Genomic DNA, 25468 nt, shown 5'->3' with positions numbered 1-25468 from the left:
AGACCGCCAACTGTGAGAGGTTTGTCCGCATGGGTCGACTATTCGGCACCGACGGTGTTCGCGGGGTCGCCAATCGCGAGTTGACCGCCGAGCTGGCGTTGGCCCTGGGCGCCGCCGCGGCCCGGCTGCTGGCCAGCCCGGACCGGCCCGGCCGGCGCGTCGCCGTGATCGGCCGCGACCCGCGGGCCAGCGGCGAAATGCTGGAGGCCGCGGTGATCGCGGGGTTGACCAGCGAGGGCGTCGACGCGTTGCGGGTGGGGGTGCTGCCCACCCCGGCGGTGGCCTACCTGACCGGCGCCTACGATGCCGACTTCGGGGTGATGATCTCCGCGTCGCACAACCCGATGCCCGACAACGGCATCAAGATCTTCGGTCCCGGCGGCCACAAGCTGGACGACGATACCGAGGACCAGATCGAGGAACTGGTGGCGGCCGGGCCGGGGTTGCGCCCGGTCGGCGCCGGGATCGGCCGCCGCATCGACGCCGAGGACGCCGCCGACCGCTATCTGCGCCACCTGTCGAAGGCCTGCACGCTGCGCCTGGACGGCCTGACCGTGGTGGTCGACTGCGCCCACGGCGCGGCCTCGTCGGTGGCGCCGCGCGCCTACCGCGCGGCCGGCGCCCGGGTCATCGCGATCAACGCCGATCCCAACGGGCTGAACATCAACGACGGTTGCGGCTCCACGCACCTGGATTCGCTGCGGGCGGCGGTCGTCGAGCACCGCGCCGACCTGGGCCTGGCGCACGACGGGGACGCCGACCGTTGCCTGGCCATCGACGCCAACGGGGAGCTGGTCGACGGCGACGCGATCATGGTCGTGCTCGCGCTGGCGATGCGCGACGCCGGCGAACTGGCGTCCGACACGCTGGTGACCACCGTGATGAGCAACCTCGGCCTGCACCTGGCCATGCGGAAGGCCGGCATCGCCGTGCGCACCACTGGCGTCGGCGACCGCTACGTCCTCGAGGAGCTGCGGGCCGGCGACTACAGCCTCGGCGGCGAACAGTCCGGGCACATCGTGATGCCCGCGGTGGGTTCCACCGGCGACGGCATCGTCACCGGGCTGCGGTTGATGACCCGCATGATGCAGACCGGTTCGTCGCTGGCCGACCTTGCCACCGCGATGCGCGCGCTGCCGCAGGTGTTGATCAACGTCAGGGTCGCCGACAAGGCCACCGCCGCCGCGTCCGCTTCGGTGCGGGCCGCGGTCGAACAGGCCGAGGCCGAGCTGGGTGATACCGGCCGGATCCTGTTGCGCCCCTCGGGAACCGAACCGATGATCCGCGTCATGGTGGAGGCGCCCGAGGAGGGCCTCGCGCAGCGGGTGGCCTCGCGCGTCGCCGAGGCGGTCAGCGCCGCGCGCTGATCGTTCCGCCTGGAACCCCGTCGCGGCGTCCCGCGTCGGACTAGGCATGAGATTCGACAGCTCGGGTGCCCACAAGGCCGCCGTTCAGCTGGGCGCGGCCGCCGACCTCCTCGACCGCGCGATCGCAGATCACCTGGGGCGGTTGGCGTTTGGCGGGTCCAGCGCCGGCCGGGCGCACGCGGCACGGGGCGACGCGCTGCGCGTGGAGTTGCAGCGGTTGACGGCCGAGGTGACGCGCTGGGCGCGGGCGGTCGCCGAGGCCGCCGCCGCGCTGCGCGCCGCCGCCGACCGCTACGCCGACGCGGAGCTGTCCGCCGCGGCGCGGATCGCCTGAGGATGGCCGAGCGGTTGGACGTCGCCGAGCGCCTCGCGGAGGGCCGGCCCGCCCTCGAGCGCACCGAGACCTACGTGGCCGCCTGCCACACGCTCGGCTACCAACATCCCGACCTGACGGCGCATCCCGCCCAGCTGCGCGACTGGTACGGCAGCGAAGACGGCCTCGACCTGCGCGCGCTTGATCGCGACTGCGCGGAACTGCGGGCCGCGGGCGCCGCGGTCGTCGACGCGCTGCGCATGCAGCGCGCCGGGCTTGCCGAGCTGACCGCGGCATGGACGGGCCAGGGCGGGGACGCCGCGATCCGGTTCCTGGAACGCCAGTGCGACGCCGCGAACACGGTGGCCGCCGAGGTCCGCGCGACCGCCCAGCGGTGCGAGTCGCTGCGCGACAACCTGTGGTACCTGGTCGATTCCAAGGTCGCGACCACGATCGCCATCGACGAGCGCACCCGGGCACAGCGCCCGGCGTGGTTGGCCGCGGCGACGGCGGTCACCACCGGGGTCGGGGATCGGACGGGCGCCGAAGAGGTTGTGCGGCAGCAGGTTATTCCCTATGTGGACAACGAGATTCGCGAGGACTGGCTGACGACGATGCGGTCCACGGTGGAGGGGGTCGACACGGCCTACGACATGGTGATTGACCGCATGGCCGCCGCGCCGGCGGTGAGCTTCGAGGTTCCCGGTGATCTCGGGCCGGGCTATCGGCCGCTTCCGCCCGCCGCCACGGCGGCGCCCGCGCCGGTGTCGCCCGCCGCGGTGGCCGGTCACCCGGCGGATACCGTTGCGCCCCCGGCGGCCGCCCCGCCGGCCGCCGCGCCGACGGCGCCCGCCGCGTTTCCCGCGGCGCCGCTGCCCGACCTGGGCGGCGTGGGGGCGATGCCTGGCGCCGACGCCGGCGGCGGAATGGGTGGACTGGGTGGTCTCGGTCTCGGCGGCCTGGCCGGCCGCATCGTCGACGCGATGGGATCCCTGCTGGGTTCGGCGGGTGACCGGGCGGATACCGAGGACGCCTTCGATGACGAGGACCCGTTCCACCCGGACGACGCCGACGACGAGGCCGACGAGCCGGACGAGGCCAAGGAGGTGGAGAAGTCCCCCGACACCGAGACGGCCAAGCCCGCCGAAGAGGCCCGACCGGTTGACGCGCCGCCGGAACCAGCGCCCGCGCCACACGTTGCGCCCGCACCCGTCGCCGCGCAGCCGCCCGCCGAGCCGGCGCCCCCGGCCGACCCGCACGCGACGCCGTGCGAAATCGCCGCCGACCAGCTTCCGCAGGCCGGGCAGTGACGGCTCAGGCGGGCCGCAGCGCCAACACGTCCTCGACGAAGCGCACGGCCTCGGCGGGGTCGGCGGACAGGGGATTGACCAACAGCGTCGTCACGCCCGCCTCGGCGAAGGCGGCCAGGCGTTCGGCGACGTAGCTGCGGGGGCCCACCAGCGACATCCCGCGCACCAATTCGTCGGGCACCAAGTCGATGGCCTCGTTCTTGCGGCCCGACAGGTACAGCTCCTGGATGCGGTCCGCGACTTCGCCGAACCCGTAGCGCGTGGCCAGGTCGTGATAGAAGTTGCGGCCCTTGGCGCCCATCCCGCCGATGTAGAGGGCCAGGTTGGGCTTGACCCAGGCGAGGCGGTCCTGCACGCCGTCGCCGATGGCCAGCGACGCGTGCACCATGACGTCGAGCGGGCCCAGCGCGGGATCCCGTTTGGCCATGCCGGCGGCCAGCGCATCACCCCACACCAGATGGGCCTTCTCCGGAAGGTAGAAGACCGGCTGCCAGCCCTCGGCGATCTCGGCGGTCAGCTCCACGTTCTTGGGGCCCAGCGCCGCGATCATGATCGGAATGCGTTCGCGCACAGGGTGATTGATCAAATGCAGTGCTTTACCCAGGCCGGTGCCGCGCCCGGCGGGCAACGGGATTTGGTAGTGCTTCCCGTCGAACTGCACCCGCTCGCGCCGCCAGACCTGGCGGCAGATCTCCACGACCTCGCGGGTGCGCCCGAGCGGGGCGTCGAACGCCACGCCGTGAAAACCCTCCATCACCTGGGGGCCGGACGTGCCGATCCCAAGGCGAAACCGCCCGTCGGACACGTAGTCCAGGCCCGCGGCCGTCATCGCCAGCAGCGACGGCGTGCGGACGTAGATGGGGACCACCCCGGAGGCCAGCTCCACCCTGCTGGTCTTGGCGGCCAGATACCCGAGCTGGCTGATCGCGTCGTAGGAATAGGCCTCGGCCACCACCGCGACGTCGATGCCGGACTTCTCGAGTTCGACGACGCGGTCGACGGCCTCGTGAAAGCCGCCCGAGTAATTGAGAGCGATCCCGATTCGCATCAACGACAGATACCACGGTGAGCGCGCCGCTCGGCCACGGGGCGCGTCACTTCAGCAGCGCGACGACCTTCTCTTCCAGCGCGATCGGGTCGGCCTCGGGATCCACCGGGTCCGTCCCGGGCAGCTTCACCTCCGGGTCGGCGAAGTCGCGGTAGGTCTTGTCGCCACCCAGGGCGTAGAGCAGGTAGCCGGTCAGCAGCGCCCGCACCGAGCGCTGGGTGCGCCGGTGCGGGCCGGCCAGCCCGAACACCTTCGCCAGCCGCCGGCCCTCGACCAGCCCGTCGGGTTCGGCCTTGTGCACGATGCGCAACGTCGCGGCATCCCAGGACTCGGCCAGCGCCAGCGCGTGGGAGTTCAGCGACTTCGGGTCCCCCGGCGCGGTCAGGATCAACCCCGGGACCTGCAGCGTCGCGGCGGGCTGGGCGGCCGGGGGGCTGGTGACCGTCGGAAAGAGCGCCGCCACGGCCGCGGGCTTCTCGCGCATCCCGGCCGCGGCGAACACGGCGGCCGAGCCGCCGAAGCCGTGGCCCACGACACCGAGTTTGGCCGGGTGCACGCTGACGTTCCCCGGCCCCAGGCGCACCCCCGACACGATGTCGAGGGCGGTGCCGAGGTCGAAGGCGAAGTTCAGCACCGAGGGCGCCAGGGCGCGCTGGGTGTCGGGCGCCCCGGCCACGATGCCCCACGACGCCAGATGCTCGAGCAGGCCCGCGTAGCGCGCGGCGCCGGCGAGCCAGTCGTGGCCGAACGCGACCCCCGGCAGGTTCAGCCCGGACTCCGGGGTGTACACCACCCCCGGCAAACCGGCGAAGGCCAGGTCACCGCGCAAAACCCGGTGCGGGCCACGGCGGTGCAGGGCTGCGACGAGCTTGCGGATCCGGGGCACGGAACGACGTTAGCGCATCTCGGCTGCGCGTCGGGTTGGCAGACGACCGCCGGGCGGGCTCAGGCCGTCACCTCCACCAGACCCACCCGCCAGCACACCGCGTACACCTCGCGAACCGCGACGCTCAGCAAACGGGTGGCCGCGTCGAGCATCGGATCGCCCCCGGCGCCGATCGGCGGGCGGGAACCCCGGGCGCGCGGCGTCGCGATCATTTCGTCGTGCAGGACTGCGGTCATGGTGATTCCCTCCTCGCAAACGGCTCGATGTCGATGAACACAGCGTCGGGCCGGCCCCTTGGCGGATCCTCCACAAGTTCTTGGATCGGGCCCCACGGCACCCAGCGCACAGGCGTGAGACGCGTATTTGCGCAGGTCGGCGCCGCGCTGGCGATCTTGGGGCGGGCGCTGCACTACCCTGATCAGGATGTGCGGAATTGTCGGCTACGTCGGGCAGCGCCCGGCCTGCGAGGTCGTCATGGACGCGCTGCGCCGGATGGAGTACCGCGGCTACGACTCGTCGGGAATCGCGCTGGTCGACGGGAAAGGCAAGCTCACCGTGCGGCGCCGCGCGGGCCGGCTGGCCAACCTGGAGGAGGCGCTGGCCGAGACGCCGGAGCTGTCCGGCACCACCGGCTTGGGCCACACCCGCTGGGCCACCCACGGTCGCCCCACCGACCGCAACGCGCACCCGCACCGCGACGCCGCCGGCAAGATCGCCGTCGTCCACAACGGCATCATCGAGAACTTCCCGGCCCTGCGCCACGAGCTGGAGGCCGCGGGCGTCGAGTTCGCCAGCGACACCGACACCGAGGTGGCGGTACACCTGGTGGCGCAGGCCTACCGGCACGGCGCGACCGCCGGTGATTTCCCGGCCTCGGTGCTGGCGGTGCTGCGCCGGCTCGAGGGCCACTTCACCCTGGTGTTCACCAACGCCGACGAGCCGGGAACCATCGTGGCCGCCCGCCGCTCGACACCGCTGGTGCTCGGCATCGGCGACGGCGAGATGTTCGTCGGCTCGGACGTGGCGGCGTTCATCGAACACACCCGCGACGCCGTCGAACTCGGCCAGGACCAGGCCGTGGTGATCACCGCGGACGGCTACCGCATCCTGGATTTCCACGGCAGCGACGACGCCGCCAACGCCCGCGAGTTCCACATCGACTGGGACCTGGCAGCGGCCGAAAAGGGCGGCTACCCCTACTTCATGCTCAAGGAGATCGCCGAGCAGCCCACCGCGGTGGCCGACACCCTGCTCGGGCACTTCGTCAACGGCCGGATCGTCCTCGACGAGCAGCGCCTGTCCGACCAGGAACTGCGCGAGATCGACAAGGTGTTCGTGGTCGCCTGCGGCACCGCGTATCACTCCGGGCTGCTGGCCAAGTACGCGATCGAGCACTGGACCCGGCTGCCGGTGGAGGTCGAGCTGGCCAGCGAATTCCGCTACCGCGACCCGGTTTTGGACCGCAGCACGCTCGTCGTCGCCATCTCGCAGTCCGGCGAGACCGCCGACACCCTGGAGGCGGTCCGGCACGCCAAGGAGCAGAAGGCCAAGGTGCTGGCGATCTGCAACACGAACGGCTCGCAGATCCCGCGTGAGTGTGACGCGGTGCTCTACACCCGCGCCGGGCCGGAGATCGGCGTCGCGTCCACCAAGACCTTCCTGGCGCAGATCGCCGCCAACTACCTCGTCGGGCTGGCGCTGGCGCAGGCCCGCGGCACCAAGTATCCCGACGAGGTACAGCGCGAGTACCGCGAGCTGGAGGCGATGCCGGACCTGGTGGCCCGGGTGCTCACGATGATCGAGCCGGTGACCGCCCTGGCGCACCGGTTCGCCCAGTCCTCGACCGTGCTGTTTCTGGGTCGCCACGTCGGCTACCCGGTGGCCCTGGAAGGCGCGCTGAAACTCAAGGAACTGGCCTACATGCACGCCGAGGGGTTCGCCGCCGGCGAGCTCAAGCACGGCCCGATCGCGCTGATCGAAGACGGCCTGCCGGTCATCGTCGTCATGCCCTCGCCCAAGGGCTCGGCCACGCTGCACGCCAAGCTGCTGTCCAACATCCGCGAGATCCAGACCCGCGGCGCGGTCACCATCGTGATCGCCGAGGAGGGCGACGACACCGTGCGCCCCTATGCCGATCACCTGATCGAAATCCCCTCGGTGTCAACCCTTCTGCAGCCGCTGCTCTCGACCATCCCGCTGCAGGTGTTCGCCGCGTCGGTCGCGCAGGCCCGCGGCTACGACGTCGACAAGCCACGAAACCTGGCCAAGTCCGTCACCGTCGAATAAAGGGTGGGCGTCGTGGCGAACGCATCGGTGGGGACGCGGCTGCGGAACATCTGGCTCGCGGTGTGGCATTTCGTCACCGGCGCTCCGCTGACCTACATCTGGCTGTTCGTGCTGATGATCACGACGATCATCCAGAACGAACTGCCCGGGCGGCAGCTGCACGGGGTGCTGTTACACCGGTCGACCAACATTCACGCGCTGGGCACCGATCCGCTCGATGTGCTGTTCTCCAGCCTGCTGTGGATCGACGGCAAGAACCTCGAACCGTATCTGCTGCTGTTCACCTTGTTCCTCGCGCCTGCCGAGCACTGGCTCGGCCACTTGCGTTGGCTCACCGTCGGATTGACCTCCCACATCCTGGCCACCTACATCAGCGAGGGCATCCTGTACTACGCGATCGAGGAACACGAGGCGTCGGAGAGGCTGGTGCACGCCCGCGACATCGGGGTCAGCTACTTCCTCGTCGGCGTGATGGCCGTGCTGGCCTATCACATCGCGCGGCCGTGGCGCTGGGGCTACCTGGGTGTGCTGTTCGTCATTTTCGGTTTCCCGTTGCTGATGATGAACCGCCACGAGCTCAACTTCACCGCGATCGGTCACTTCGCCGCGATCCTCATCGGGCTCTGCTTCTATCCGATGGCGCGGGAGCGCCGGCGGCCGCCGCTGAATCCCGCGCGACTCAAAACGGCCTTCCGGCGGATCGGTACCCGCGAGGCTTAGCTAGGTTCGCCGGGCAATGACATACTGCAGCCCGGAAAGCCTGCTCTGATCGGCGTCGACAGGCGCCGGAATCCCGTGCGCGGCAAGCAGTTCCGGAATCCCGCTGGTGGCCGTCGACCAGCCGTGGGCGCCGAGGTAGTCGACCACGTCGTTGCGTTCGCCGGCGTACCACAGGTCGGTCATCTCGATGTCGAAGCCGTGTTGGCGCCACTGGTCGGTCACCGCACCCATGCGGTCGGCCATCGCCTGCACGGCATCGCTTGGGCCCCTGAGGTTCTCGGTGGCCAGCTGACTGCCCGCGGGGCTCAGCGCGGTGATGTTGTCCAGCAACCGGTCTTGGGCCTCGGGCGGCAGGAACGGCATCAGGCCTTCGGCGCTCCACGCGGTCGGTCGGGCCGGGTCCAGGCCCGCCCCGCGCAGCGCCGCGGGCCAGTCGTGGCGAAGGTCCACCGCTACCGCGCGCCGGTCGGCGGTCGGGGTGGCGCCCAGCTCGGCCAGGGTCGCGGCCTTGAATTCGAGGACCCGCGCCTGGTCGATCTCGAACACGGTGGTCCCCGGCGGCCAGGGCAGCCGGTAGGCGCGGGCGTCGAGCCCCGACGCCAAAATCACCGCCTGGCGCACCCCGTCTTCGGCCGCGGCCAGAAAGAAGTCGTCGAAGAACCGGGTGCGAATGCCCATCATGGCGCCCATCCGTGCCATGCCCCAGTCGCCGTTGTCGTCGACCTGCGCGGCGTCCAGCTCGCCGCTGGCCACCCGGGTGAAAAAGTCCACGCCGACCGCGCGCACCAGCGGCTCGGCGAAGGGGTCGCTGATCAGTGCGTTCGGCCCGCGGCTGGCCAGCGCGCGGCCCACCGCCACGCCGGTGGCGGTGGCCCCCACGCCGTTGCTCAGGTCCCAGGTGTCGTCGTCGGTGCGTGCCATAAGCGCTCCCGTCTTTCGATCGAGCCGTGCGCGACTGTACGCCGGGGCATGGAATGCTTGCGTCGATGCGGCACTACTACTCCGTGAACGCGATCCGCGACGCCGAGGCGCCGCTGCTGGCCAGCCTCCCCGACGGCGCATTGATGCGACGCGCGGCCTTCGGCCTGGCCACGGAGATCATCGCCGAGCTGGCCGGCCGCACCGGCGGCGTGGCCGGCCGCCGGGTGTGCGCGGTCGTCGGGTCGGGCGACAACGGCGGCGACGCGCTGTGGGCGGCGACCTTCCTGCGCCGCCGCGGCGCGGCCGCCGACGCGGTGCTGCTCAACCCCGAACGCACCCACCGCAAGGGGCTGGCCGCCTTCCGCAAGGCCGGCGGCCATGTCGTCGAAAGTATCTCGCCCGCAACGGATCTCATCATCGACGGCGTCGTCGGCATCTCCGGCTCGGGACCGTTGCGACCGGCGGCGGCCGAGGTGTTCGCCGCAGCCGCCGGCATCCCGGTGGTCGCCGTCGACATCCCCAGCGGCATCGACGCGGCGACCGGCGCGATCACCGGCCCCGCGGTGCACGCCGCGCTGACCGTCACCTTCGGCGGGCTCAAACCCGTGCACGCGCTCGCCGACTGCGGCCGCGTCGAGTTGATCGACATCGGCCTCGACCTGCCGCGGACGGACGTGCTGGGTTTCGAGGCCGCCGAAGTCGCGGCGCGCTGGCCGGTGCCCGGCCCGCACGACGACAAGTACACCCAGGGCGTGACGGGCGTGATGGCCGGATCGTCCACCTACCCCGGCGCGGCCGTCCTGTGCACCGGCGCGGCCGTCGCGGCGACCTCCGGCATGGTCCGCTACGCCGGCAGCGCGCACGAACAGGTCCTCGCGCAGTGGCCGGAGGTGATCGCGTCGCCCACCCCGGCGGCGGCCGGGCGGGTGCAGGCCTGGGTCGTCGGGCCGGGATTGGGCACCGACGAAACCGGGGCCGCGGCGCTGTGGTTCGCGCTCGAGACCGACCTGCCGGTGATCGTCGACGCCGACGCGCTGACAATCCTGGCGGCCCACCCCGAATTGGTGGCAAATCGGGGGGCGCCGACGGTGCTGACCCCGCACGCGGGTGAATTCGCCCGCCTGGCGGGTAACCCACCCGGCGATGACCGCATCAAGGCATGCCGCACGCTGGCCGACACGTTCGGTGCCACCGTGCTGCTCAAGGGAAACGTCACGATCGTCGCCGATCCGGGCGGCCCGGTGTACCTCAACCCCGCCGGGCAGTCGTGGGCGGCCACCGCCGGGTCGGGCGACGTCCTGTCCGGAATGATCGGCGCGCTGCTGGCGTCCGGGCTGCCGGCCGCCGAGGCGGCCGCGGCCGCCGCCTTCGTACACGCGCGCGCGGCGGCCCTGTCGGCCGCCGACCCGGGCCCGGGAGAGGCGCCGACCTCGGCGTCGCGGATCGTCCCGCACATCCGGGCCGCCCTGGCCGCCATATAGACATATAGAGAGGATCCGTAGTGCCCCAACACCCGTCCGTGCCCGCGCACTCGCTCGCCCCCGCCTACACCACCCGCCTGTTCACCGCCCCCGTGCCCGCGCTGCGGCTGCCCGAGGAGTCGATGGACCCCGAGGCCGCCTACCGGTTCATCCACGACGAGTTGATGCTCGACGGCAGCTCGCGGCTGAACCTGGCCACGTTCGTCACCACGTGGATGGATCCCGAGGCCGGCAAGCTGATGGCCGAGACGTTCGACAAGAACATGATCGACAAGGACGAATACCCGGCCACCGCGGCCATCGAGCAGCGCTGTGTCTGCATGGTCGCCGACCTGTTCCACGCCGAACACCTCAAGGACGACGACCCCTCGAGCGCGATCGGGGTGTCCACCATCGGCTCGAGCGAGGCGGTGATGCTCGGCGGGCTGGCGCTGAAGTGGCGCTGGCGCCAGAAGGTCGGCTCTGATTGGAAGGGCCGCACGCCCAACCTGGTGATGGGTTCCAACGTCCAGGTGGTGTGGGAGAAGTTCTGCCGTTACTTCGACGTCGAGCCGCGGTATCTGCCCATGGAGGAGGGCCGCTACGTCATCACCCCCGAGCAGGTCGTCGACGCGGTCGACGAGGACACCATCGGCGTGGTGGCGATCCTGGGCACCACCTACACCGGGGAGCTCGAGCCCATCGCGCAGATCTGCAAGGCGCTGGACAAGCTGGCCGCCGGCGGGGGCGTGGACGTACCCGTGCACGTCGACGCCGCCAGCGGGGGCTTCGTGGTGCCGTTCCTGCACCCGGATCTGGCGTGGGATTTCCGGCTGCCCCGGGTGGTGTCGATCAACGTCAGCGGCCACAAGTACGGGCTGACCTACCCCGGCATCGGATTCGTGGTGTGGCGCAGCGCCGAGCACCTGCCCGAGGACCTGGTCTTCCGCGTCAACTACCTGGGTGGCGACATGCCGACCTTCACGCTGAACTTCTCGCGCCCGGGCAACCAGGTGGTCGCCCAGTACTACAACTTCCTGCGGCTGGGACGCGAGGGATACACGAAGGTGATGCAGAGCCTGTCGTCGACGGCGCGCTGGCTGGGCGAGCAGCTGCGCGAGGGCGAGCACTGCGAGCTGATCTCCGACGGTTCCGCGATCCCGGTCGTCAGCTTCCGGCTGTCCAAGGACCGCGGCTACACCGAGTTCGATGTGTCCCACGAGCTGCGCGGCTACGGGTGGCAGGTGCCCGCCTACACCATGCCCGACAACGCCACCGACGTGTCGGTGCTGCGCATCGTGGTGCGCGAGGGGTTCTCCGCCGACCTGGCCCGCGCGCTGCACGACGACGCCCGTACCGCGCTGGCATCGCTGGACAAGGTCAAGCCCGGCGGGCACTACGACTCCCAGCACTTCGCGCACTGAGGGACCGACGCGCCCAACGTCGACTTGTTGGGCTGACCAGGGCGAATCCTCGACAACAAGTCCACGTTCGGCGTCGGTTCCTGGGCCTCTGGGACAATAGCGGCCATGGCTGTAACGCCGATATCGCTGACGCCCGGCGTCCTCGCCGAGGCCGTCGTGGACTTGGGCGCCATCGCGCACAACGTGCGGGTGCTACGCGAGCACGCCGGCGCCGCGCAGGTCATGGCCGTCGTCAAAGCCGACGGCTACGGCCACGGGGCCACCCGGGTCGCCCGCGCGGCGCTGTCGGCCGGGGCGACCGAGCTGGGTGTCGCCACCGTCGACGAGGCGCTGGCGCTGCGCGCCGACGGCATCACCGCGCCGGTGCTGGCCTGGCTGCACCCTCCCGGCGCCGACTTCGGGCCGGCGCTGCTGGGCGACGTGCAGCTCGCCGTGTCCTCGGTGCGCCAGCTCGACGAGGTGCTCGACGCCGTGCGCCGCACCGGTCGGACGGCCACGGTGACCGTCAAGGTCGACACGGGCCTGAACCGCAACGGCGTCGCCCAAGCGCATTACCCGGCGCTGCTGGACGCCCTGCGCCGCGCCGCCGCCGAGGACGCCGTCCGGACGCGGGGCCTGATGTCGCACATGGTGTACGCCGACCAGCCCGGCAACCCCATCAACGACGTTCAGGCCCAGCGGTTTACCGACATGCTGGCGCAGGCGCGCGAGGCGGGGCTGCGCTTCGAGGTTGCGCACCTGGCGAATTCGTCGTCGACGATGTCGCGTCCCGACCTGGCCTTCGACCTGGTGCGGCCCGGCATCGCGGTGTACGGCCTGAGCCCAGTGCCCGAGCTCGGCGACATGGGGCTGGTCCCGGCGATGACGGTGAAATGCCCGGTGGCGCTGGTGAAGTCGATTCGCGCGGGGGAGAGCGTCTCCTACGGTCACACCTGGACCGCGCAACGCGACACCAACCTCGCGCTGCTGCCGATCGGCTACGCCGACGGCGTGTTCCGCTCGCTCGGCGGCCGGCTGGAGGTGCTGATCAACGGCAGGCGCCGCCCCGGCGCCGGGCGGATCTGCATGGACCAGTTCGTGGTCGACCTCGGTCCCGGGCCGGTCGATGTGGCCGAGGGCGACGAGGCGATCCTGTTCGGGCCCGGCACCCGGGGCGAACCCACCGCGCAAGACTGGGCGGATCTGCTCGGCACCATCCACTACGAAGTGGTCACCAGCCCTCGGGGGCGGATCACCCGAACCTATCGCGAGGCCGAAACCGTTGAGCCCTGACAGAACCCGCAGGCGCCACAGGCGCAGGGCCTGGCTTGCGGGAGGCGCCGGGGTGACCGCCGTCGCCACCATCGTCGGGGCCTCCGCCCGCCGATCGATCACGCAACGCGCCATCCCCGTCGAAGACCCTTATGCCGACGAGGATTTCGATACGATCGACAACGACCGCGCGTACGTGGTGACCACCCCCGACGGGGTGCCGCTGGCGGCCCGCGAAGCCGGCCCGGTGGATGCGCAGGTGACCATGGTCTTCGTCCACGGATTCTGCCTGCGCATGGGCGCCTTCCATTTTCAGCGGACCCGGCTGCCGGACCGGGTGAGTGAACGGGTCCGCATGGTGTTCTACGACCAGCGCGGGCACGGCCGCTCCGGCGCCGCCGCGCCCGAGACCTACACGCTCAACCAGCTGGGCCAGGACCTGGAGACCGTGCTGAACGAGGTGGCGCCCCGCGGCGTCGTGGTGCTGGTCGGCCATTCGATGGGCGGCATGACCGTGTTGTCGCACGCCCGCCAGTTCCCCGACGCCTATGGGAAGCGGATCGTCGGCGCCGCGCTGATTTCCTCTGCGGCCGAAGGGGTCACGCGCTCGCCGCTGGGCGAGATCCTGAAAAACCCCGCGCTGGAAGCGTTCCGGTTCACCGCCCGCTCGGCGCCCAAGCTGATGCACCGCGGCCGCAACGTGTCGCGTTCGCTGATCGGCCCGATCCTGCGCGCCGCGTCGTTCAGCGACCTGCAGGTCAGCCGCAGCCTGGACGCGTTTTCCCAGCGAATGATGAACGGCACTCCGATAGCCACGATGGTCGGCTTCCTCGATGCTCTGGAGAAACACGACGAGACCGCCGGGGTGTGGACGTTGCTCAAGGTCCCGACCCTGATCGCGTGCGGGGACCACGACCTGCTGACCCCCGACGAATACTCGCGCAAGATGGCGGACTCGCTGCCGCGCTCCGAACTGGTCATCGTCACCGGGGCCAGCCACCTGGCGCTGCTGGACAAGCCCGAGGCCATCAACGACGGGCTGGTGCGGCTCGTGCATCGGGCCGTTCCGGGCCCGATGACCCTGTGGTATAGGCGATTCCGCGAATGGTTGCGTCATGGCTGACTCCGGCTCGGCCACGCTCGAACGAGTCGAGGACACCGTCGCGCTGGGCTCGCGGCTGGGCCGCGGGCTGCGGGCGGGCGACGTGGTAGTGCTCTCCGGTCCACTCGGTGCGGGAAAAACTGTGCTGGCCAAGGGGATTGCCGCGGCGATGGACGTCGACGGTCCGGTGACGTCGCCGTCGTACGTGCTGGCGCGGGTGCACCCGGCGCGGCGACCCGGCGCGCCGGCGATGATCCACGTCGACATGTACCGGCTGCTGGACCAGCACGGCGCCGACCTGCTGGGCGAGCTCGACTCGCTCGACCTCGACACCGATCTCGACGACGCGGTCGTCGTGGTCGAGTGGGGCGAAGGGCTGGCCGAACGCCTCTCCGAGCGGCACCTCGACGTCCGGCTCGAGCGGGTCAGCCACTCCGATGTTCGAATCGCGACCTGGCAGTGGGGCCACGAGTGATCCTCGCCCTCGACACCTCCACGCCGGCCGTGACGGCGGGCTTGGTGCGGCGCGACGACTTGGCCGTGCTGGCCGAACGCGTCACGCTCGACGCCCGCGCGCACGCCGAGCGGCTAACCCCAAACGTGCTGGCCGCCCTCGCCGACGCCGCGCTGACCATCGCCGATCTCGACTCCGTCGTGGTGGGCTGCGGGCCCGGCCCGTTCACCGGGCTGCGGGCGGGGATGGCCACCGCCGCCGCATACGGCCACGCGCTCGGCATCCCGGTGCACGGCGTGTGCAGCCTGGACGCCATCGGGGTCCTCACCAGGGGCGAGGTCCTGGTGGTCACCGACGCGCGCCGGCGCGAGGTGTACTGGGCGCGCTACCGCGACGGGGCCCGCACACACGGCCCGGCCGTGGACGCGCCGGCCGACGTCGACCCCGGCGCCGCCCGGGCCGTCGCCGGATCGCCCGAGCACGCGGCGCTCTTCGGCCTGCCGGTATGCGAGCCGGTGCACCCGACGCCGGCCGGCCTGGTGCGCGCGGTGTCCGATTGGGACGACCCGGCACCCCTGGTCGCGTTGTATCTGCGGCGCCCCGACGCCAAGCCCCTGGCGGCATCGCGATGACCGAGCCGGTGGCCATCGGCGCGTTGACGCCCGCCGACGCGCCGCGATGCGCCGAGCTGGAGGCCCAACTGTTCCCCGGCGACGACCCGTGGCCCGCGGCGGCGTTCACCCGCGAATTGGCCAGCAAGCACAACCATTACGTCGGCGCGCGCCTCGGCGGCACGCTGGTCGGCTACGCCGGCATTTCGCGCCTGGGCCGCACCCCGCCGTTCGAGTACGAGGTGCACACCATCGGCGTGGACCCGCTCTATCAGGGCCGGGGCGTCGGCCGCCGGCTGCTCGGCGAGCTGCTTGGTTACGCCGCCGGCGGCGCCGTCTACCTCGAGGTGCGCACCGACAACGAGGCGGCCATCGCGCTGTACCGCAGCGCGGGATTCGCGCAAATCGGGCTGCGCAAGCGCTACTACCGGGTCAGCGGCGCCGACGCCTACACCATGCGGCGGGAGGCTATGTGACGATCATCCTGGCCATCGAAACCTCTTGCGACGAAACGGGAGTCGGCATCGCGCGACTGGACGACGACGGCACCGTCACCCTGCTGGCCGACGAGGTCGCCTCCAGCGTCGACGAACACGTCCGCTTCGGCGGCGTCGTCCCCGAGATCGCTTCGCGGGCGCACCTGGAGGCGCTGGGACCCACCATGCGCCGGGCGCTGTCGACGGCCGGCCTGGCCAAACCCGACGTCGTCGCGGCCACCATCGGCCCCGGGCTTGCCGGCGCCCTGCTGGTGGGAGTCGCTGCGGCCAAAGCGTATTCGGCCGCGTGGGACGTGCCCTTCTACGCCGTGAACCACCTCGGCGGACACCTGGCCGCCGACGTCTACGAGCACGGGCAGCTGCCCGAATGCGTGGCGCTGCTGGTCTCCGGCGGGCACACCCACCTGCTGCACGTGCGCTCGCTGGGCGAACCGATCGTCGAGCTGGGCAGCACCGTCGACGACGCCGCCGGCGAGGCCTACGACAAGGTGGCCCGGCTGCTGGGGCTGGGCTATCCCGGCGGCAAGGTGCTCGACGACCTCGCGCGCACCGGCGACCGCGACGCCATCACCTTCCCGCGCGGCATGACCGGCCCGGCCGACGACCCCTACGCGTTCAGCTTCTCCGGGCTCAAGACCGCCGTCGCCCGCTATGTGGAAAGCCATCCGGACGCGGCGACCCCCGATATCGCCGCCGGCTTCCAGGAAGCCGTCGCCGACGTGTTGACCCGCAAAGCGGTGCGCGCGGCGAGCGCGCTCGGCGTCTCGACCCTGCTGATCGCGGGGGGAGTGGCCGCAAATTCGCGGCTGCGCGAGCTGGCCACCGAGCGCTGCGCGGCGGCGGGCCTGACGCTGCGGATCCCCCCGCCCCGGCTGTGCACCGACAATGGCGCGATGATCGCGTCCTTCGCCGCCCACCTGGTGGGCGCAGGCGCGCCGCCGTCGCCGCTGGACGTGCCCAGCGACCCGGGACTGCCGGTGATAAAAGGGCAGCTGCCGTAGTCGCCAGGCTATCGGGTGACGATGAGCATGTCGTTGCCTGTTGCCCAGGCCTGGGTGAAGGTGGCCATCGGGATCTGCTCGTCGCGGCCGTTGGGCGTGCCGCTGTCGTTGAGGTGGACGACGTCGTCGCGGGTGTCGACGCCGGTAACGACGACGGCGTGGTCGGGCTCGGTCCGCTGCCCCTGGCCCCGCGGGTAGTTCCAGATGGTTTCGGCGTTGATCGCGGCGATCACCTTGTGACCGCCGGCGAGGTCCTGCTCCAGGCCGCCCATGGTGTTGCCGGCCGTGAGGTCGGACTGGATGCCATATCTGTTCAGCAACACGACCAGATCTTCGAAGGAGGTGCCGTCGAAGCGGTAGATGCCGCCACGATGAGTTTCGCTTTTGGTGAACACGCCCCGCAGCTCGATGCCGACCTGGCTGGGCTCTCTCCCCGTGACCTGGCCGACCACATCGGCGACGGCCATCAGGCCGCAATCTTGTTGGTGCTGGTAGCGCCAGTAGGGCGCAGCGGCCTGGGGGTCGCCGTACATCTGACCGTTGGGGTCGGCGGCCGCCAATCCGCTGCCGAGGCCGGCCCATCCGATGGCGACCGCGACGATCAGCGTGGATAGACCGGCGAGGCGGTTCGTTCTGGTCCTGGCGGTGCGCATCGTCCCATTATCAGCCCGCTGTGGCGGCGCCTGGCCGGGGAGCAACGGGCCCCCCTTGAGTGCTAGCACTCGCATGTATAGAGTGCTAGGTGGCAATCGGTCACGCCCTGTGTCGGCACCCGCGACGACGGCGCTCGGGCATGGCGGAATGCCGAACACCTGATAATTCGGCAGGTTCCGGGGCCCGCCCCGGACCGGCCGCCAACTCCGGTCCGGGCGCGTCCCGGACCCGATCCAAACACTGGAGGGCTCCAATCGTGGCGAAGGTGAACATCAAGCCACTCGAGGACAAGATTCTCGTGCAGGCCAACGAGGCCGAGACCACGACCGCGTCCGGTCTGGTCATTCCCGACACCGCCAAGGAGAAGCCGCAGGAAGGCACCGTCGTCGCAGTCGGCCCCGGCCGCTGGGACGAGGACGGCGAGAAGCGGATCCCGCTGGACGTCTCGGAGGGTGACACCGTCATCTACAGCAAGTACGGCGGCACCGAGATCAAGTACAACGGCGAGGAGTACCTGATCCTGTCCGCCCGCGACGTGCTGGCTGTCGTTTCCAAGTAAGGACCGTGTCCCGCCCCGGCGATCCCCGCGCACCCCGCGGGTGATTTCCGGGGCGGCATGCGTTCGGCTTAAGGAGCCTGATGAGCAAAGTTATCGAGTACGACGAAACCGCGCGCCGCGCCATGGAGGCGGGTGTGAACAAGCTCGCCGACGCGGTCCGGGTGACGCTGGGGCCGCGCGGCCGGCATGTGGTGCTGGCCAAGGCATTCGGCGGCCCGGCGGTGACCAACGACGGCGTCACCGTGGCGCGCGAGATCGACCTGGAGGACCCGTTCGAGAACCTGGGCGCCCAACTGGTGAAGTCGGTGGCCACCAAAACCAACGACGTCGCCGGTGACGGCACCACCACGGCTACCGTGCTGGCGCAGGCGCTGGTCAAGGACGGCCTGCGGATGGTCGCCGCCGGCGCCAACCCCATCGCGCTGGGCATCGGCATCGGCAAGGCCGGCGACGCGGTGTCCGAGGCGCTGCTCGCCGCGGCCACCCCCGTGTCGGGCAAGGAGTCGATCGCGCAGGTGGCCACGGTGTCGTCGCGCGACCAGCACATCGGCGAGCTGGTCGGCGAGGCGATGACCAAGGTCGGCGCCGACGGCGTCGTGTCCGTCGAGGAGTCCTCGACGCTGAACACCGAGCTGGAGTTCACCGAGGGCGTCGGCTTCGACAAGGGCTTCCTGTCGGCGTATTTCGTCACCGACTTCGACTCCCAGGAAGCCGTGCTCGAGGACCCGCTGATCCTGCTGCACCAGGAGAAGATCAGCTCGCTGCCCGACCTGCTGCCGATGCTGGAGAAGGTCGCCGAGTCCGGCAAGCCGCTGCTGATCATCGCCGAGGACGTCGAGGGCGAGGCGCTGGCGACGCTGGTGGTCAACTCGATTCGCAAGACGCTCAAGGCCGTTGCGGTCAAGGCGCCGTTCTTCGGTGACCGGCGCAAGGCCTTCCTCGAGGACCTGGCGATCGTCACGGGCGGTCAGGTGATCAACCCCGACGCGGGGCTGGTGCTGCGCGAGGTCGGCACCGACGTGCTGGGCTCGGCCCGCCGCGTGGTGGTCAGCAAGGACGACACCATCATCGTCGAGGGCGGCGGCGCCAAGGACGCGGTCGCCGGCCGCATCAAGCAGCTGCGCGCCGAGATCGAGACGAGCGACTCCGACTGGGACCGCGAGAAGCTGCAGGAGCGGCTGGCCAAGCTGGCCGGCGGAGTGGCCGTCATCAAGGTCGGCGCCGCGACCGAGACCGCCCTCAAGGAGCGCAAAGAAAGCGTCGAGGACGCCGTCGCGGCCGCCAAGGCCGCGGTGGAGGAGGGCATCGTCGCCGGCGGCGGAACCGCGCTCATCCACGCCCGCAAGGCGCTGGCGGAGCTGCGTTCGACGCTGACCGACGACGAGGCGCTCGGGGTCGACGTGTTCTCCGAGGCGCTGGCGGCGCCGCTGTACTGGATCGCCACCAACGCCGGGCTGGACGGCGCGGTCGCGGTCAGCAAGGTCGGTGAGCTGCCCGCCGGGCAGGGGCTGAACGCGGACACGCTCAGCTACGGCGACCTGGTCGGCGCCGGGGTCATCGACCCGGTCAAGGTCACCCGGTCGGCCGTCGTCAACGCGGCGTCGGTGGCCCGGATGGTCCTCACCACCGAGACCGCGGTCGTCGACAAGCCCGCCAACGCCGACGATGACCACGGCCACGGCCATAGCCACGGCCATGGGCATCACCACCATCACCACCACTGAGCGGATAGCGACGAACGCCCCCGGCCCTCAAGGCCGGGGGCGTTTTCGTTTCGAAGCCTCTACCGGCCTGGGCCGATTGCTGAGCTGGCCGCACCACGACGGGATCCCGCGGTCGGTCGACGCCCTGGCTTCTGAGCCAGTCGGACTGAGCGACACGGGATTTCACGCCGTGAAGGGCAAGTCGGTTTTCGGCCTGGGCGTGGCGCTTCGCATTTCGTCATAGCCCGGCGATCACGATGCCCACGCCGAGCACGATCGCCACGCTCAGGGAGATCAACAGAAAGCTGACGAGCCCTTCCTTCGCGGCGGCGGCCTCGTTCTCGCCAGCCGCGATGGGCGCGAACCGTCGCCCCGCGCCCCATGCCGCCGCGAGCAGCGTCGCCAGCCAGTTCGCGTAGCCGGCGTACACGATCAGCGCGACCGCCGTAACACCCCAGGCGTTCGGCAGGCGGATGTAGGGCCAAAGCAGCCCGAGTATCACCAAGAACATGCCGTTGAGGACGGCTTCGAGGTGGCTCGACAGCCCCATGCGCGGATTCTTCAGCGCCGGCACGACGAACCCGGTGAGCAGCCCGAGCAAAAACAGGACCAGGCCGAGCGTGAACAGCATCGTCTGCATGTCAGAACAGTAGGGGTGTGCGGCCGCGCGTGCCCGTAATTCCTATGAGATGAGCGACGCGATGATCTCTGAGGTTGCGCGCAGCGCGGCCGCACCGATGGTGCCGATCGGTTCGTCGAGAGCCGCGCTGGGCAGCCATTGCACTAGCTCGGGCAGCAGTATGCCTTGGGGCTGCTCGACGGCCACGACCATCGCCATGGTGCCGGCGGGCAAGGCGCCAGGGACGAACGGACAGGTGATAACGCGTCCGGTGTCGGCGGCAAGATGGTGTGCGTTTGAAAGGACCGCGACGTAGAGCTCGTGGTCGCTGTCGCGGCGCGGCGCAATGTCGCCGGGGTTGATCACAGATCCGCGGCCCGGTTGGCCCGGTACACCTTCTCGGCGTAGGCGTCGATGTCGAGGGCGGGCACGGTCTGGGTTGTGTAGGCGTGCAAGGCGATTCGCAGATGCTCGTTGCGCAGGGCCCGTTCGATCAGCTCCGAGCGGTTCAAACCAGCGGCCTTGGCGTCGAGATCGGCGGCGGCGAGCACGCCGGCATCGACCGTCACGGAAATCTTCTCCTTTGCCACGCCAGACATCCTACCAATCGTACTACCGACGGTCGGCTGCGTTTTCCGGCTCGAGCGGGAGGGCGTCGCTTCAGATGGCGAGCGGTACGAGTGGCGCCTTACGGTGGCCGAAATCCGCCTTCGCCCTCGCCGAGCAGCGGGCCCATTCGTAACCGGCAGTGCCGAGCAAACGGGCAACATTGCCCGCGTGAACAGTCCATCATTCTTTGTCACCCCCGGATATGGCGATCGCCAGCTTCGAAACTTCCACTATTCGCAGGCGGTTCGGCACGGCGACCGGGTCGAGACGTCGGGCCAGGGCGGTTGGGACGACGACTTTCGTTTTCCGGAGTCGGTGCGAGACGAAGTGATTCGGGCCTTCGACAATGTTGAGCGGACGCTGGCGACTGCCGGAGCGTCGTGGCGCGACGTGGTCAGCGTTCACTCCTACCATCGGCCGGACGCCGACGGCACGATCGGACAGGATCACCTTGCCACGATGGCCGAACAGTTCCGCCGACGAATGGGTGATCGCGCGCCGCTGTGGACGTGCATCGGCGTCGCGGCCCTCGCCAATCCGGCGATGCGGGTCGAGATTCAGGTGACTGCGATCATTGACCGCGAGGGATGACCACGCTCGGGCACCCGAGCTCGCCGAGTGTGCAGCTGTGGCGAAAAAATCGCGGAAATCGCCGAAAATCTCGCCACAGCTTCACGCTGGGCGACGTGACGCGCACGTCAAAAATATGAGACCTGTATGAGCCGGGTGGTTGCCGAACTCCTCACGCCGGGCCGTGTGCGAACGTGAGGCCCGTGGCCTCCGACTCGCAGGTAGCAGAAGCGCTCCGGCAGGCATCGACCTACCTGTGGCTGGCCGACGTAGTCGCCAAACGAAAACTGCCGGTCATCCAGTCGCTCTATAGCTTTGCCGCCCGGCAGATGGTCGCCTACACCGAGGACGGCGAGGACTGGCACATCCGGGCCGCGGCGGCCGCCGCGCACGACGCCACCGAGATGCACCAGCTGCTCACCGGCCGCGCGTCGAATGCCTCGGGCACGCTGGGCAAGCCGACGAATCTCTGAGCGGGCGTCAGCCGCCGGGCGGAAGGCTGGTGGTCGTCACCGTCTTCGGCGTGGTCGTGACGGCCGGGGTGCTGGTGACCGTGATGGTGCTCGTGCTGGTGCTCGTCGACGGCGAGGGCACCGCGGTGGTGGTGCTCGTGGTGACGGTCGTCGTGCTGGTGGTGGACGAGGTCGTCGTCGCCGACGCCGCCGAGATCACCCCGCACGCCACGCGCTTGCTCGCAACCTCGCTCGGAGCGGAGCCGAGGTTGTCCGCGTCCTGGTGGATGACCAGCGCGGTGCCGGAGCTGTTTTTCAGGTCCTCGGCGGTGAACGCGTTGCTGGTGGTGACCAGTTTCGCCGAGCCGTCCGAGCGCACCTGCAACGCCGTCAGCTCACCGCTGGCCGGGTAGCCCGTGTGACCCTGCGCCTGATAGACGGCCCCGGCGGAGCTGAAGTCGCCCTCGCACTTGCCCACCGAGTGGATCTGCAGCCCGTGGAAGCCGGGGCTCAAAACCTGGTTGGGGCCGGCCTCCACGGTCACCGTCGCGTAGCCGTTCGCGAAATCGAAGGTGGCGTTGGCGACCTGGCTTCCGTCGGTGCTCTTCACTTGCGTGGTCAACCGCTGCGCGCCCGACGGCGTACTGGACAGCGGTTCCGTGTTCGGCTGGGTCCCGCGCTGGTTCGCGCACGCGCCCAACGGTGCGACGGTCGCGGCAAGCGCCGCGATCGCCAAGGCAGTCTCCCTTTTCAGGCCCGTTTTCATGGGCTGGACCTACCCCAATTGGCCGACGTCAAAACGAGATCGCAGGCGAGTAGCCGAACACCCTATGCAACCGCGCCCGCTGGCGTAATGCTCGAAAAGCCACTACAGCAGGAGGACGATATGTCAGCACCAACGGCCGCGGAGATCCGCTCGGCGCTCGAGGCGCACGTGGAACTGTGGAACGCCGGCGACAAGGACGCGTGGCTCGCGCATTGGCAGCGCGTCGTGCCGGGCGAGGTCACGATGGAGGACCCGGTGGGCACGCCGGTCAAACGCGGCTGGGACGTCATGGCCGAGGTGTGGGACGCCTCGCCCAACGCCGACTGGAAGCTGGGCATCGACCTGCTCTACGTGTGCGGGACGACGGGTGCGGCCGTCATCCGCAACTCCGGCACCGTCAACGGCGCACCCGCGGTCATCCAGAGCATCGAGGTCTACCGGTTCGGTGACGACGGCTCGTTGCACACGTCGACGTTCTGGGACCTTGCGGCGGGCAACGAGTACGCGCAGTGGACGGCGGAAACCGGGGGTTAGTCCGTCACTGCACGCAGGGTCTGACCACGTCTACCTGGGCACAAGGCGGGCCGATGGCGCCTGACGAGCCAGTTTTTTATCGAAGGTCCACAACGGTTCGGCGTTCGAACATTCGGCGTATGCGGCAAGGCAGCAATCCTCGAACGAGAGTTTCGGATGATCGAGGAAAAGCGCACGCGCGCGCGTGAACACGACCCGGTTGCACTCGACCCCGGTTAACGACATCAGGCCCTCGATCGCCTCCGCTGCCGCGGCGCGGCTGAATTGGTAATGGCGGCAAAGCGCGAACACGGCCTCGGCAACGGCAATGTCCGAGACGACAAATGGCGCATCGGTACCGCTGACTAGAGCAACTGCGGCTGCATGTTGGTCCGGAACGTCGTTGAGCAATAGGCGAAGCACGACGTTGGCGTCCAGCGAACCGCCAAAGGTAGAGGTCACCCGCGCGACTCGCGCTCGGACTGGTAGAAATCATCGACGTTGAGCAGCGGACGGGTGCCTGGCTTGATGTGGCGACTCAAGCGTTCGCTCAGCTCGTCGGCACTCGGCGGTTTGGTAATGATGAGTTCGCCGGTGTCCTCGCGCAAGTGGGCGCGCAATACTCCACCCGAGTCGGCCAAACCTAGGCGGCGACGCACGGCGACCGGAAGCGTCGTCTGCCCCTTGCTGGTGATAGTAAGCGTAACGTCCATAGCATTACTTTAGCGGTTCTTCATTACCTAGGCGCAAAGGTAATGGCACCAGCTCGCGTAAGCAGGTCGCGATGCTGGGAGCCGTCGGGGCAGTCGGCTGGGTGGGCCGCGATGGGCGCGGAGGTATCGTCGGCGGCCCGTTGGCGCCGAGCGCTAGGCCGCGAAGGCGCCGCTCAGGCCGAGCGGCGGATGCCGCGCCCGCGGCCGAAGTCGCCCTTCAGCAGCAACTCGCGCTCGGTTTCCGACAGGCCGCCCCAAACGCCGTAGGGCTCACCGACTTCCAGCGCGTGTGATCGGCACTCCGCGATCACGGGGCATTGCCGGCACATCTCCTTGGCGCGCTGCTCGCGTTGCATGCGGGCGCGGCCGCGCTCGCCGTCGGGGTGGAAGAACATCGACGAGTCGACGCCGCGGCACAGGCCCTGCAGTTGCCAGTTCCAGATGTCGGCGTTGGGTCCAGGTAGCTGCTCCGGCTGTGGCATTGGTTCGTTCCCTCTCTGCACGGCACGCTCAGAAGGCGAGGTTCGCGAAGCGTGCGAAAAGCGATTGTGCAACCGATTTCGAGTGGAGTCACCGATGACTACCCGTCAAAGATAGAACTTAGGGGCGACGGCGAATTTCCGTCAATAGCCACTTAGGCTGCCAAAGTATGTGGGCGTTGGATCAAATTTAACTCGCCGTTCATGTGCTATGCATTTGCCGGCCAGGATGCGCGCTACCAGGCACTTGGCCCCGCGGAGATTCCCCAGCTCAGCGCGCGGCGGGCCGGAAACGGCAATTAGTACAGACCCGATTGTGTTTAACACTTCGGTAACGCAAGCAGCACGAAGTGTTTACTACTATCACCGTGATTGAAACTCCTCACACTTCGACGATCGAGCCGGAGCTGGCCGCCGCCGCCTTCGGCGACCGGCCCGGGCGCTGGCCGCTGCCCGCCGCGAGCACGCCCCGGCAGTTGTGGCTGCGGGCCGTCGCGGCGGGCGGGCAGGGGCGCTACGGCAGCGCCTACCGCGACCTGGCGGAGCTGCGCCGCGGCGCGCCCGACCGGTGGGTCTCGCTGGCCCACAGCGCGCAGGGATCGTTCCTGCGCCAGCTCGGCTGGCACGCGTTGGCGCGCGGCTGGGACGGTCGCGCGCTGGCGCTGGCCGGTGCGGATCCCGAGGCCCGCGCCGACGCCCTGATCGGGTTGGCGGCCGACGCGTTGGGCGTCGGGCGCTTCGCGGCCGCGGCGACGTTGTTGGCCCGCGCCGACGCACCGCGCGGCGTGATCCCCGACCGGCTCCCGGTGCGCCGGGGCTGGGTGTCCGCCGAGCTGGCGATGGCCACCGGCGATGGCACCGCGGCGGTGCGCCACGCCGAGGAGGCGGTGGAGTTGGCCGAGGCGATGGCCGTGCCGTCGGCGCGACATCGGGTCAAAAGCGACGTGGTGCTGGCCGCCGCGCTGTGCAGCTCCGGTGCCGTCGAGCGCGCCCGCGCGGTCGCCGACGCCGCGCTGGACGCCACCGGCCGGTTGCAGCTGATACCACTTCGGTGGGCGCTGACCTGCTTGCTGATCGATATCGAAAGCGCCTCGTTTTCAACACAAAAGCTGCACAAAATTCGCGATATCTGCGCAGGCCAGGTGCGGCGCGCCGGGGGCGCGTGGCGTTCCGCTTAAAA

32 protein-coding genes are annotated in these 25468 nt (G+C 70.1%); 20 read left to right on the top strand and 12 right to left on the bottom strand.

What is annotated here, in order from left to right; genetic code table 11:
• Positions 1-29 precede the first annotated feature (29 nt).
• Genes glmM through AC5Y4Z_RS22170 form a run of 3 tightly spaced genes read left to right on the top strand, consistent with a single transcriptional unit; the run spans position 30 to position 2990 of the window.
• Positions 30-1367, top strand: coding sequence for a phosphoglucosamine mutase (gene glmM / locus AC5Y4Z_RS22180; RefSeq protein WP_499967012.1), 1338 nt, complete (start codon positions 30-32; stop codon positions 1365-1367).
• Positions 1368-1413: 46 nt separating this feature from the next.
• The gene (locus AC5Y4Z_RS22175) at positions 1414-1701 is read left to right on the top strand and encodes a hypothetical protein (protein WP_499967011.1); all 288 of its coding nucleotides are present in this window, start codon (positions 1414-1416) and stop codon (positions 1699-1701) included.
• A 2-nt stretch (positions 1702-1703) separates the two neighbouring features.
• Positions 1704-2990, top strand: coding sequence for a hypothetical protein (locus AC5Y4Z_RS22170; protein ID WP_499967010.1), 1287 nt, complete (start codon positions 1704-1706; stop codon positions 2988-2990).
• 4 nt (positions 2991-2994) lie between these two features.
• On the opposite strand, the gene AC5Y4Z_RS22165 is transcribed toward AC5Y4Z_RS22170, so the two are convergent.
• From AC5Y4Z_RS22165 to AC5Y4Z_RS22155, 3 genes are read right to left on the bottom strand one after another with little or no spacing between them, the layout of a single operon-like run.
• Positions 2995-4038 (bottom strand): LLM class F420-dependent oxidoreductase, encoded by a 1044-nt coding sequence (locus AC5Y4Z_RS22165; protein WP_499967009.1) that lies wholly within the window; start codon positions 4036-4038, stop codon positions 2995-2997.
• A gap of 46 nt (positions 4039-4084) precedes the next feature.
• The gene (locus AC5Y4Z_RS22160; RefSeq protein ID WP_499967008.1) at positions 4085-4924 is read right to left on the bottom strand and encodes a dienelactone hydrolase family protein; all 840 of its coding nucleotides are present in this window, start codon (positions 4922-4924) and stop codon (positions 4085-4087) included.
• Between the two features lie 59 nt (positions 4925-4983).
• Entirely contained in the window at positions 4984-5160 is a 177-nt protein-coding gene (locus tag AC5Y4Z_RS22155; protein WP_499967006.1) for an Rv1535 domain-containing protein, read from the bottom strand.
• A 187-nt stretch (positions 5161-5347) separates the two neighbouring features.
• On the opposite strand from AC5Y4Z_RS22155, the gene glmS reads away from it, so the two are divergent.
• Together glmS and AC5Y4Z_RS22145 are read left to right on the top strand one after the other, a co-directional pair.
• Entirely contained in the window at positions 5348-7210 is a 1863-nt protein-coding gene (glmS, locus tag AC5Y4Z_RS22150) for a glutamine--fructose-6-phosphate transaminase (isomerizing) (protein ID WP_499967004.1), read from the top strand.
• Between the two features lie 12 nt (positions 7211-7222).
• Entirely contained in the window at positions 7223-7930 is a 708-nt protein-coding gene (locus AC5Y4Z_RS22145) for a rhomboid-like protein (protein WP_499967003.1), read from the top strand.
• Here the strand turns inward: AC5Y4Z_RS22145 and AC5Y4Z_RS22140 are convergent, their stop codons facing one another.
• Positions 7931-8851 carry a class I SAM-dependent methyltransferase gene (locus AC5Y4Z_RS22140; protein WP_499967002.1) on the bottom strand — a complete coding sequence of 307 codons (921 nt, stop codon included), beginning with the start codon at positions 8849-8851 and terminating at the stop codon, positions 7931-7933.
• A 65-nt stretch (positions 8852-8916) separates the two neighbouring features.
• Between AC5Y4Z_RS22140 and AC5Y4Z_RS22135 the strand changes: the two genes are divergently transcribed.
• From AC5Y4Z_RS22135 to tsaD, 8 genes are all read left to right on the top strand, one after another.
• Positions 8917-10332, top strand: coding sequence for an NAD(P)H-hydrate dehydratase (locus AC5Y4Z_RS22135; protein ID WP_499967001.1), 1416 nt, complete (start codon positions 8917-8919; stop codon positions 10330-10332).
• Positions 10333-10352: 20 nt separating this feature from the next.
• Positions 10353-11735, top strand: a complete 1383-nt coding sequence (gene gad / locus AC5Y4Z_RS22130; RefSeq protein WP_499967000.1) for a glutamate decarboxylase — start codon at positions 10353-10355, stop codon at positions 11733-11735.
• Positions 11736-11840: 105 nt separating this feature from the next.
• Positions 11841-13007 carry an alanine racemase gene (alr, locus tag AC5Y4Z_RS22125; protein ID WP_499966998.1) on the top strand — a complete coding sequence of 389 codons (1167 nt, stop codon included), beginning with the start codon at positions 11841-11843 and terminating at the stop codon, positions 13005-13007.
• 52 nt (positions 13008-13059) lie between these two features.
• The gene (locus AC5Y4Z_RS22120; RefSeq protein ID WP_499966997.1) at positions 13060-14109 is read left to right on the top strand and encodes an alpha/beta fold hydrolase; all 1050 of its coding nucleotides are present in this window, start codon (positions 13060-13062) and stop codon (positions 14107-14109) included.
• Entirely contained in the window at positions 14102-14563 is a 462-nt protein-coding gene (gene tsaE / locus AC5Y4Z_RS22115; RefSeq protein WP_499966996.1) for a tRNA (adenosine(37)-N6)-threonylcarbamoyltransferase complex ATPase subunit type 1 TsaE, read from the top strand. The genes AC5Y4Z_RS22120 and tsaE overlap by 8 nt, the downstream gene beginning before the upstream one ends.
• The gene (tsaB, locus tag AC5Y4Z_RS22110) at positions 14560-15174 is read left to right on the top strand and encodes a tRNA (adenosine(37)-N6)-threonylcarbamoyltransferase complex dimerization subunit type 1 TsaB (protein ID WP_499966995.1); all 615 of its coding nucleotides are present in this window, start codon (positions 14560-14562) and stop codon (positions 15172-15174) included. The genes tsaE and tsaB overlap by 4 nt, the downstream gene beginning before the upstream one ends.
• A complete protein-coding gene (gene rimI, locus AC5Y4Z_RS22105) occupies positions 15171-15629 on the top strand; it encodes a ribosomal protein S18-alanine N-acetyltransferase (RefSeq protein ID WP_499966994.1) in 459 nt (152 codons plus the stop codon). Before tsaB ends, rimI begins: the two co-directional genes overlap by 4 nt.
• Complete coding sequence (gene tsaD / locus AC5Y4Z_RS22100) at positions 15626-16651, top strand: tRNA (adenosine(37)-N6)-threonylcarbamoyltransferase complex transferase subunit TsaD (protein ID WP_499966993.1); 1026 nt, start codon at positions 15626-15628, stop codon at positions 16649-16651. The genes rimI and tsaD overlap by 4 nt, the downstream gene beginning before the upstream one ends.
• Positions 16652-16659: 8 nt before the next feature.
• On the opposite strand, the gene AC5Y4Z_RS22095 is transcribed toward tsaD, so the two are convergent.
• Positions 16660-17304 (bottom strand): C39 family peptidase, encoded by a 645-nt coding sequence (locus tag AC5Y4Z_RS22095; RefSeq protein WP_499966992.1) that lies wholly within the window; start codon positions 17302-17304, stop codon positions 16660-16662.
• 257 nt (positions 17305-17561) lie between these two features.
• Here AC5Y4Z_RS22095 and groES point away from each other — a divergent pair, with 257 nt between their 5' ends.
• The 3 genes from groES to AC5Y4Z_RS22080 all read left to right on the top strand — a co-directional run bounded on the left by groES (position 17562) and on the right by AC5Y4Z_RS22080 (position 19811).
• On the top strand, positions 17562-17864 hold the full coding sequence (gene groES / locus AC5Y4Z_RS22090; RefSeq protein WP_007167930.1) for a co-chaperone GroES: 303 nt from the start codon (positions 17562-17564) through the stop codon (positions 17862-17864).
• 80 nt (positions 17865-17944) lie between these two features.
• Positions 17945-19588, top strand: a complete 1644-nt coding sequence (gene groL / locus AC5Y4Z_RS22085) for a chaperonin GroEL (RefSeq protein ID WP_499966991.1) — start codon at positions 17945-17947, stop codon at positions 19586-19588.
• Positions 19560-19811, top strand: a complete 252-nt coding sequence (locus AC5Y4Z_RS22080) for a hypothetical protein (protein WP_499966990.1) — start codon at positions 19560-19562, stop codon at positions 19809-19811. The genes groL and AC5Y4Z_RS22080 overlap by 29 nt, the downstream gene beginning before the upstream one ends.
• On the opposite strand, the gene AC5Y4Z_RS22075 is transcribed toward AC5Y4Z_RS22080, so the two are convergent.
• The 3 genes from AC5Y4Z_RS22075 to AC5Y4Z_RS22065 are packed head-to-tail and all read right to left on the bottom strand — an operon-like array spanning position 19806 to position 20776.
• Complete coding sequence (locus AC5Y4Z_RS22075) at positions 19806-20207, bottom strand: styrene oxide isomerase (protein WP_499966989.1); 402 nt, start codon at positions 20205-20207, stop codon at positions 19806-19808. The genes AC5Y4Z_RS22080 and AC5Y4Z_RS22075 overlap by 6 nt on opposite strands.
• 42 nt (positions 20208-20249) lie before the next feature.
• A complete protein-coding gene (locus tag AC5Y4Z_RS22070; RefSeq protein ID WP_499966987.1) occupies positions 20250-20552 on the bottom strand; it encodes a toxin in 303 nt (100 codons plus the stop codon).
• Complete coding sequence (locus AC5Y4Z_RS22065; RefSeq protein WP_499967117.1) at positions 20549-20776, bottom strand: ribbon-helix-helix protein, CopG family; 228 nt, start codon at positions 20774-20776, stop codon at positions 20549-20551. Before AC5Y4Z_RS22065 ends, AC5Y4Z_RS22070 begins: the two co-directional genes overlap by 4 nt.
• 187 nt (positions 20777-20963) lie before the next feature.
• Here AC5Y4Z_RS22065 and AC5Y4Z_RS22060 point away from each other — a divergent pair, with 187 nt between their 5' ends.
• Together AC5Y4Z_RS22060 and AC5Y4Z_RS22055 are read left to right on the top strand one after the other, a co-directional pair.
• A complete protein-coding gene (locus AC5Y4Z_RS22060) occupies positions 20964-21386 on the top strand; it encodes a Rid family hydrolase (RefSeq protein WP_499966986.1) in 423 nt (140 codons plus the stop codon).
• A 182-nt stretch (positions 21387-21568) separates the two neighbouring features.
• Entirely contained in the window at positions 21569-21838 is a 270-nt protein-coding gene (locus AC5Y4Z_RS22055) for a hypothetical protein (protein ID WP_499966985.1), read from the top strand.
• A 7-nt stretch (positions 21839-21845) separates the two neighbouring features.
• Here AC5Y4Z_RS22055 and AC5Y4Z_RS22050 read toward each other — a convergent pair whose 3' ends face one another.
• Entirely contained in the window at positions 21846-22571 is a 726-nt protein-coding gene (locus AC5Y4Z_RS22050; RefSeq protein ID WP_499967116.1) for a superoxide dismutase family protein, read from the bottom strand.
• 132 nt (positions 22572-22703) lie between these two features.
• On the opposite strand from AC5Y4Z_RS22050, the gene AC5Y4Z_RS22045 reads away from it, so the two are divergent.
• Complete coding sequence (locus AC5Y4Z_RS22045; RefSeq protein WP_499966983.1) at positions 22704-23117, top strand: nuclear transport factor 2 family protein; 414 nt, start codon at positions 22704-22706, stop codon at positions 23115-23117.
• A gap of 30 nt (positions 23118-23147) precedes the next feature.
• On the opposite strand, the gene AC5Y4Z_RS22040 is transcribed toward AC5Y4Z_RS22045, so the two are convergent.
• The 3 genes from AC5Y4Z_RS22040 to AC5Y4Z_RS22030 all read right to left on the bottom strand — a co-directional run bounded on the left by AC5Y4Z_RS22040 (position 23148) and on the right by AC5Y4Z_RS22030 (position 24291).
• Positions 23148-23558 carry a PIN domain-containing protein gene (locus AC5Y4Z_RS22040; protein ID WP_499966981.1) on the bottom strand — a complete coding sequence of 137 codons (411 nt, stop codon included), beginning with the start codon at positions 23556-23558 and terminating at the stop codon, positions 23148-23150.
• On the bottom strand, positions 23555-23809 hold the full coding sequence (locus AC5Y4Z_RS22035) for an AbrB/MazE/SpoVT family DNA-binding domain-containing protein (RefSeq protein WP_499966980.1): 255 nt from the start codon (positions 23807-23809) through the stop codon (positions 23555-23557). Before AC5Y4Z_RS22035 ends, AC5Y4Z_RS22040 begins: the two co-directional genes overlap by 4 nt.
• 173 nt (positions 23810-23982) lie before the next feature.
• Positions 23983-24291 carry a WhiB family transcriptional regulator gene (locus AC5Y4Z_RS22030; RefSeq protein WP_499966978.1) on the bottom strand — a complete coding sequence of 103 codons (309 nt, stop codon included), beginning with the start codon at positions 24289-24291 and terminating at the stop codon, positions 23983-23985.
• A gap of 365 nt (positions 24292-24656) precedes the next feature.
• Here AC5Y4Z_RS22030 and AC5Y4Z_RS22025 point away from each other — a divergent pair, with 365 nt between their 5' ends.
• On the top strand, positions 24657-25466 hold the full coding sequence (locus AC5Y4Z_RS22025; RefSeq protein ID WP_499966977.1) for a hypothetical protein: 810 nt from the start codon (positions 24657-24659) through the stop codon (positions 25464-25466).
• Positions 25467-25468: the final 2 nt, after the last annotated feature.

This window comes from Mycobacterium sp. NGS63, assembly GCF_059812295.1.
The sequence above is the reverse complement of the archived record's forward strand: the minus strand, read 5'-3'. Positions and strand labels throughout refer to the sequence as shown.

Bases quoted from the DNA above. Each gene is read 5' to 3' on its own strand.
- glmM (WP_499967012.1), top strand. From the start codon at position 30: ATGGGTCGACTATTCGGCACCGACGGTGTTCGCGGGGTCGCCAATCGC.
- AC5Y4Z_RS22175 (WP_499967011.1), top strand. From the start codon at position 1,414: ATGAGATTCGACAGCTCGGGTGCCCACAAGGCCGCCGTTCAGCTGGGC.
- AC5Y4Z_RS22170 (WP_499967010.1), top strand. From the start codon at position 1,704: ATGGCCGAGCGGTTGGACGTCGCCGAGCGCCTCGCGGAGGGCCGGCCC.
- AC5Y4Z_RS22165 (WP_499967009.1), bottom strand. From the start codon at position 4,038: ATGCGAATCGGGATCGCTCTCAATTACTCGGGCGGCTTTCACGAGGCC.
- AC5Y4Z_RS22155 (WP_499967006.1), bottom strand. From the start codon at position 5,160: ATGACCGCAGTCCTGCACGACGAAATGATCGCGACGCCGCGCGCCCGG.
- glmS (WP_499967004.1), top strand. From the start codon at position 5,348: ATGTGCGGAATTGTCGGCTACGTCGGGCAGCGCCCGGCCTGCGAGGTC.
- AC5Y4Z_RS22140 (WP_499967002.1), bottom strand. From the start codon at position 8,851: ATGGCACGCACCGACGACGACACCTGGGACCTGAGCAACGGCGTGGGG.
- AC5Y4Z_RS22135 (WP_499967001.1), top strand. From the start codon at position 8,917: ATGCGGCACTACTACTCCGTGAACGCGATCCGCGACGCCGAGGCGCCG.
- alr (WP_499966998.1), top strand. From the start codon at position 11,841: ATGGCTGTAACGCCGATATCGCTGACGCCCGGCGTCCTCGCCGAGGCC.
- tsaE (WP_499966996.1), top strand. From the start codon at position 14,102: ATGGCTGACTCCGGCTCGGCCACGCTCGAACGAGTCGAGGACACCGTC.
- rimI (WP_499966994.1), top strand. From the start codon at position 15,171: ATGACCGAGCCGGTGGCCATCGGCGCGTTGACGCCCGCCGACGCGCCG.
- AC5Y4Z_RS22095 (WP_499966992.1), bottom strand. From the start codon at position 17,304: ATGCGCACCGCCAGGACCAGAACGAACCGCCTCGCCGGTCTATCCACG.
- groL (WP_499966991.1), top strand. From the start codon at position 17,945: ATGAGCAAAGTTATCGAGTACGACGAAACCGCGCGCCGCGCCATGGAG.
- AC5Y4Z_RS22080 (WP_499966990.1), top strand. From the start codon at position 19,560: ATGGGCATCACCACCATCACCACCACTGAGCGGATAGCGACGAACGCC.
- AC5Y4Z_RS22075 (WP_499966989.1), bottom strand. From the start codon at position 20,207: ATGCAGACGATGCTGTTCACGCTCGGCCTGGTCCTGTTTTTGCTCGGG.
- AC5Y4Z_RS22045 (WP_499966983.1), top strand. From the start codon at position 22,704: ATGTCAGCACCAACGGCCGCGGAGATCCGCTCGGCGCTCGAGGCGCAC.
- AC5Y4Z_RS22035 (WP_499966980.1), bottom strand. From the start codon at position 23,809: ATGGACGTTACGCTTACTATCACCAGCAAGGGGCAGACGACGCTTCCG.
- AC5Y4Z_RS22030 (WP_499966978.1), bottom strand. From the start codon at position 24,291: ATGCCACAGCCGGAGCAGCTACCTGGACCCAACGCCGACATCTGGAAC.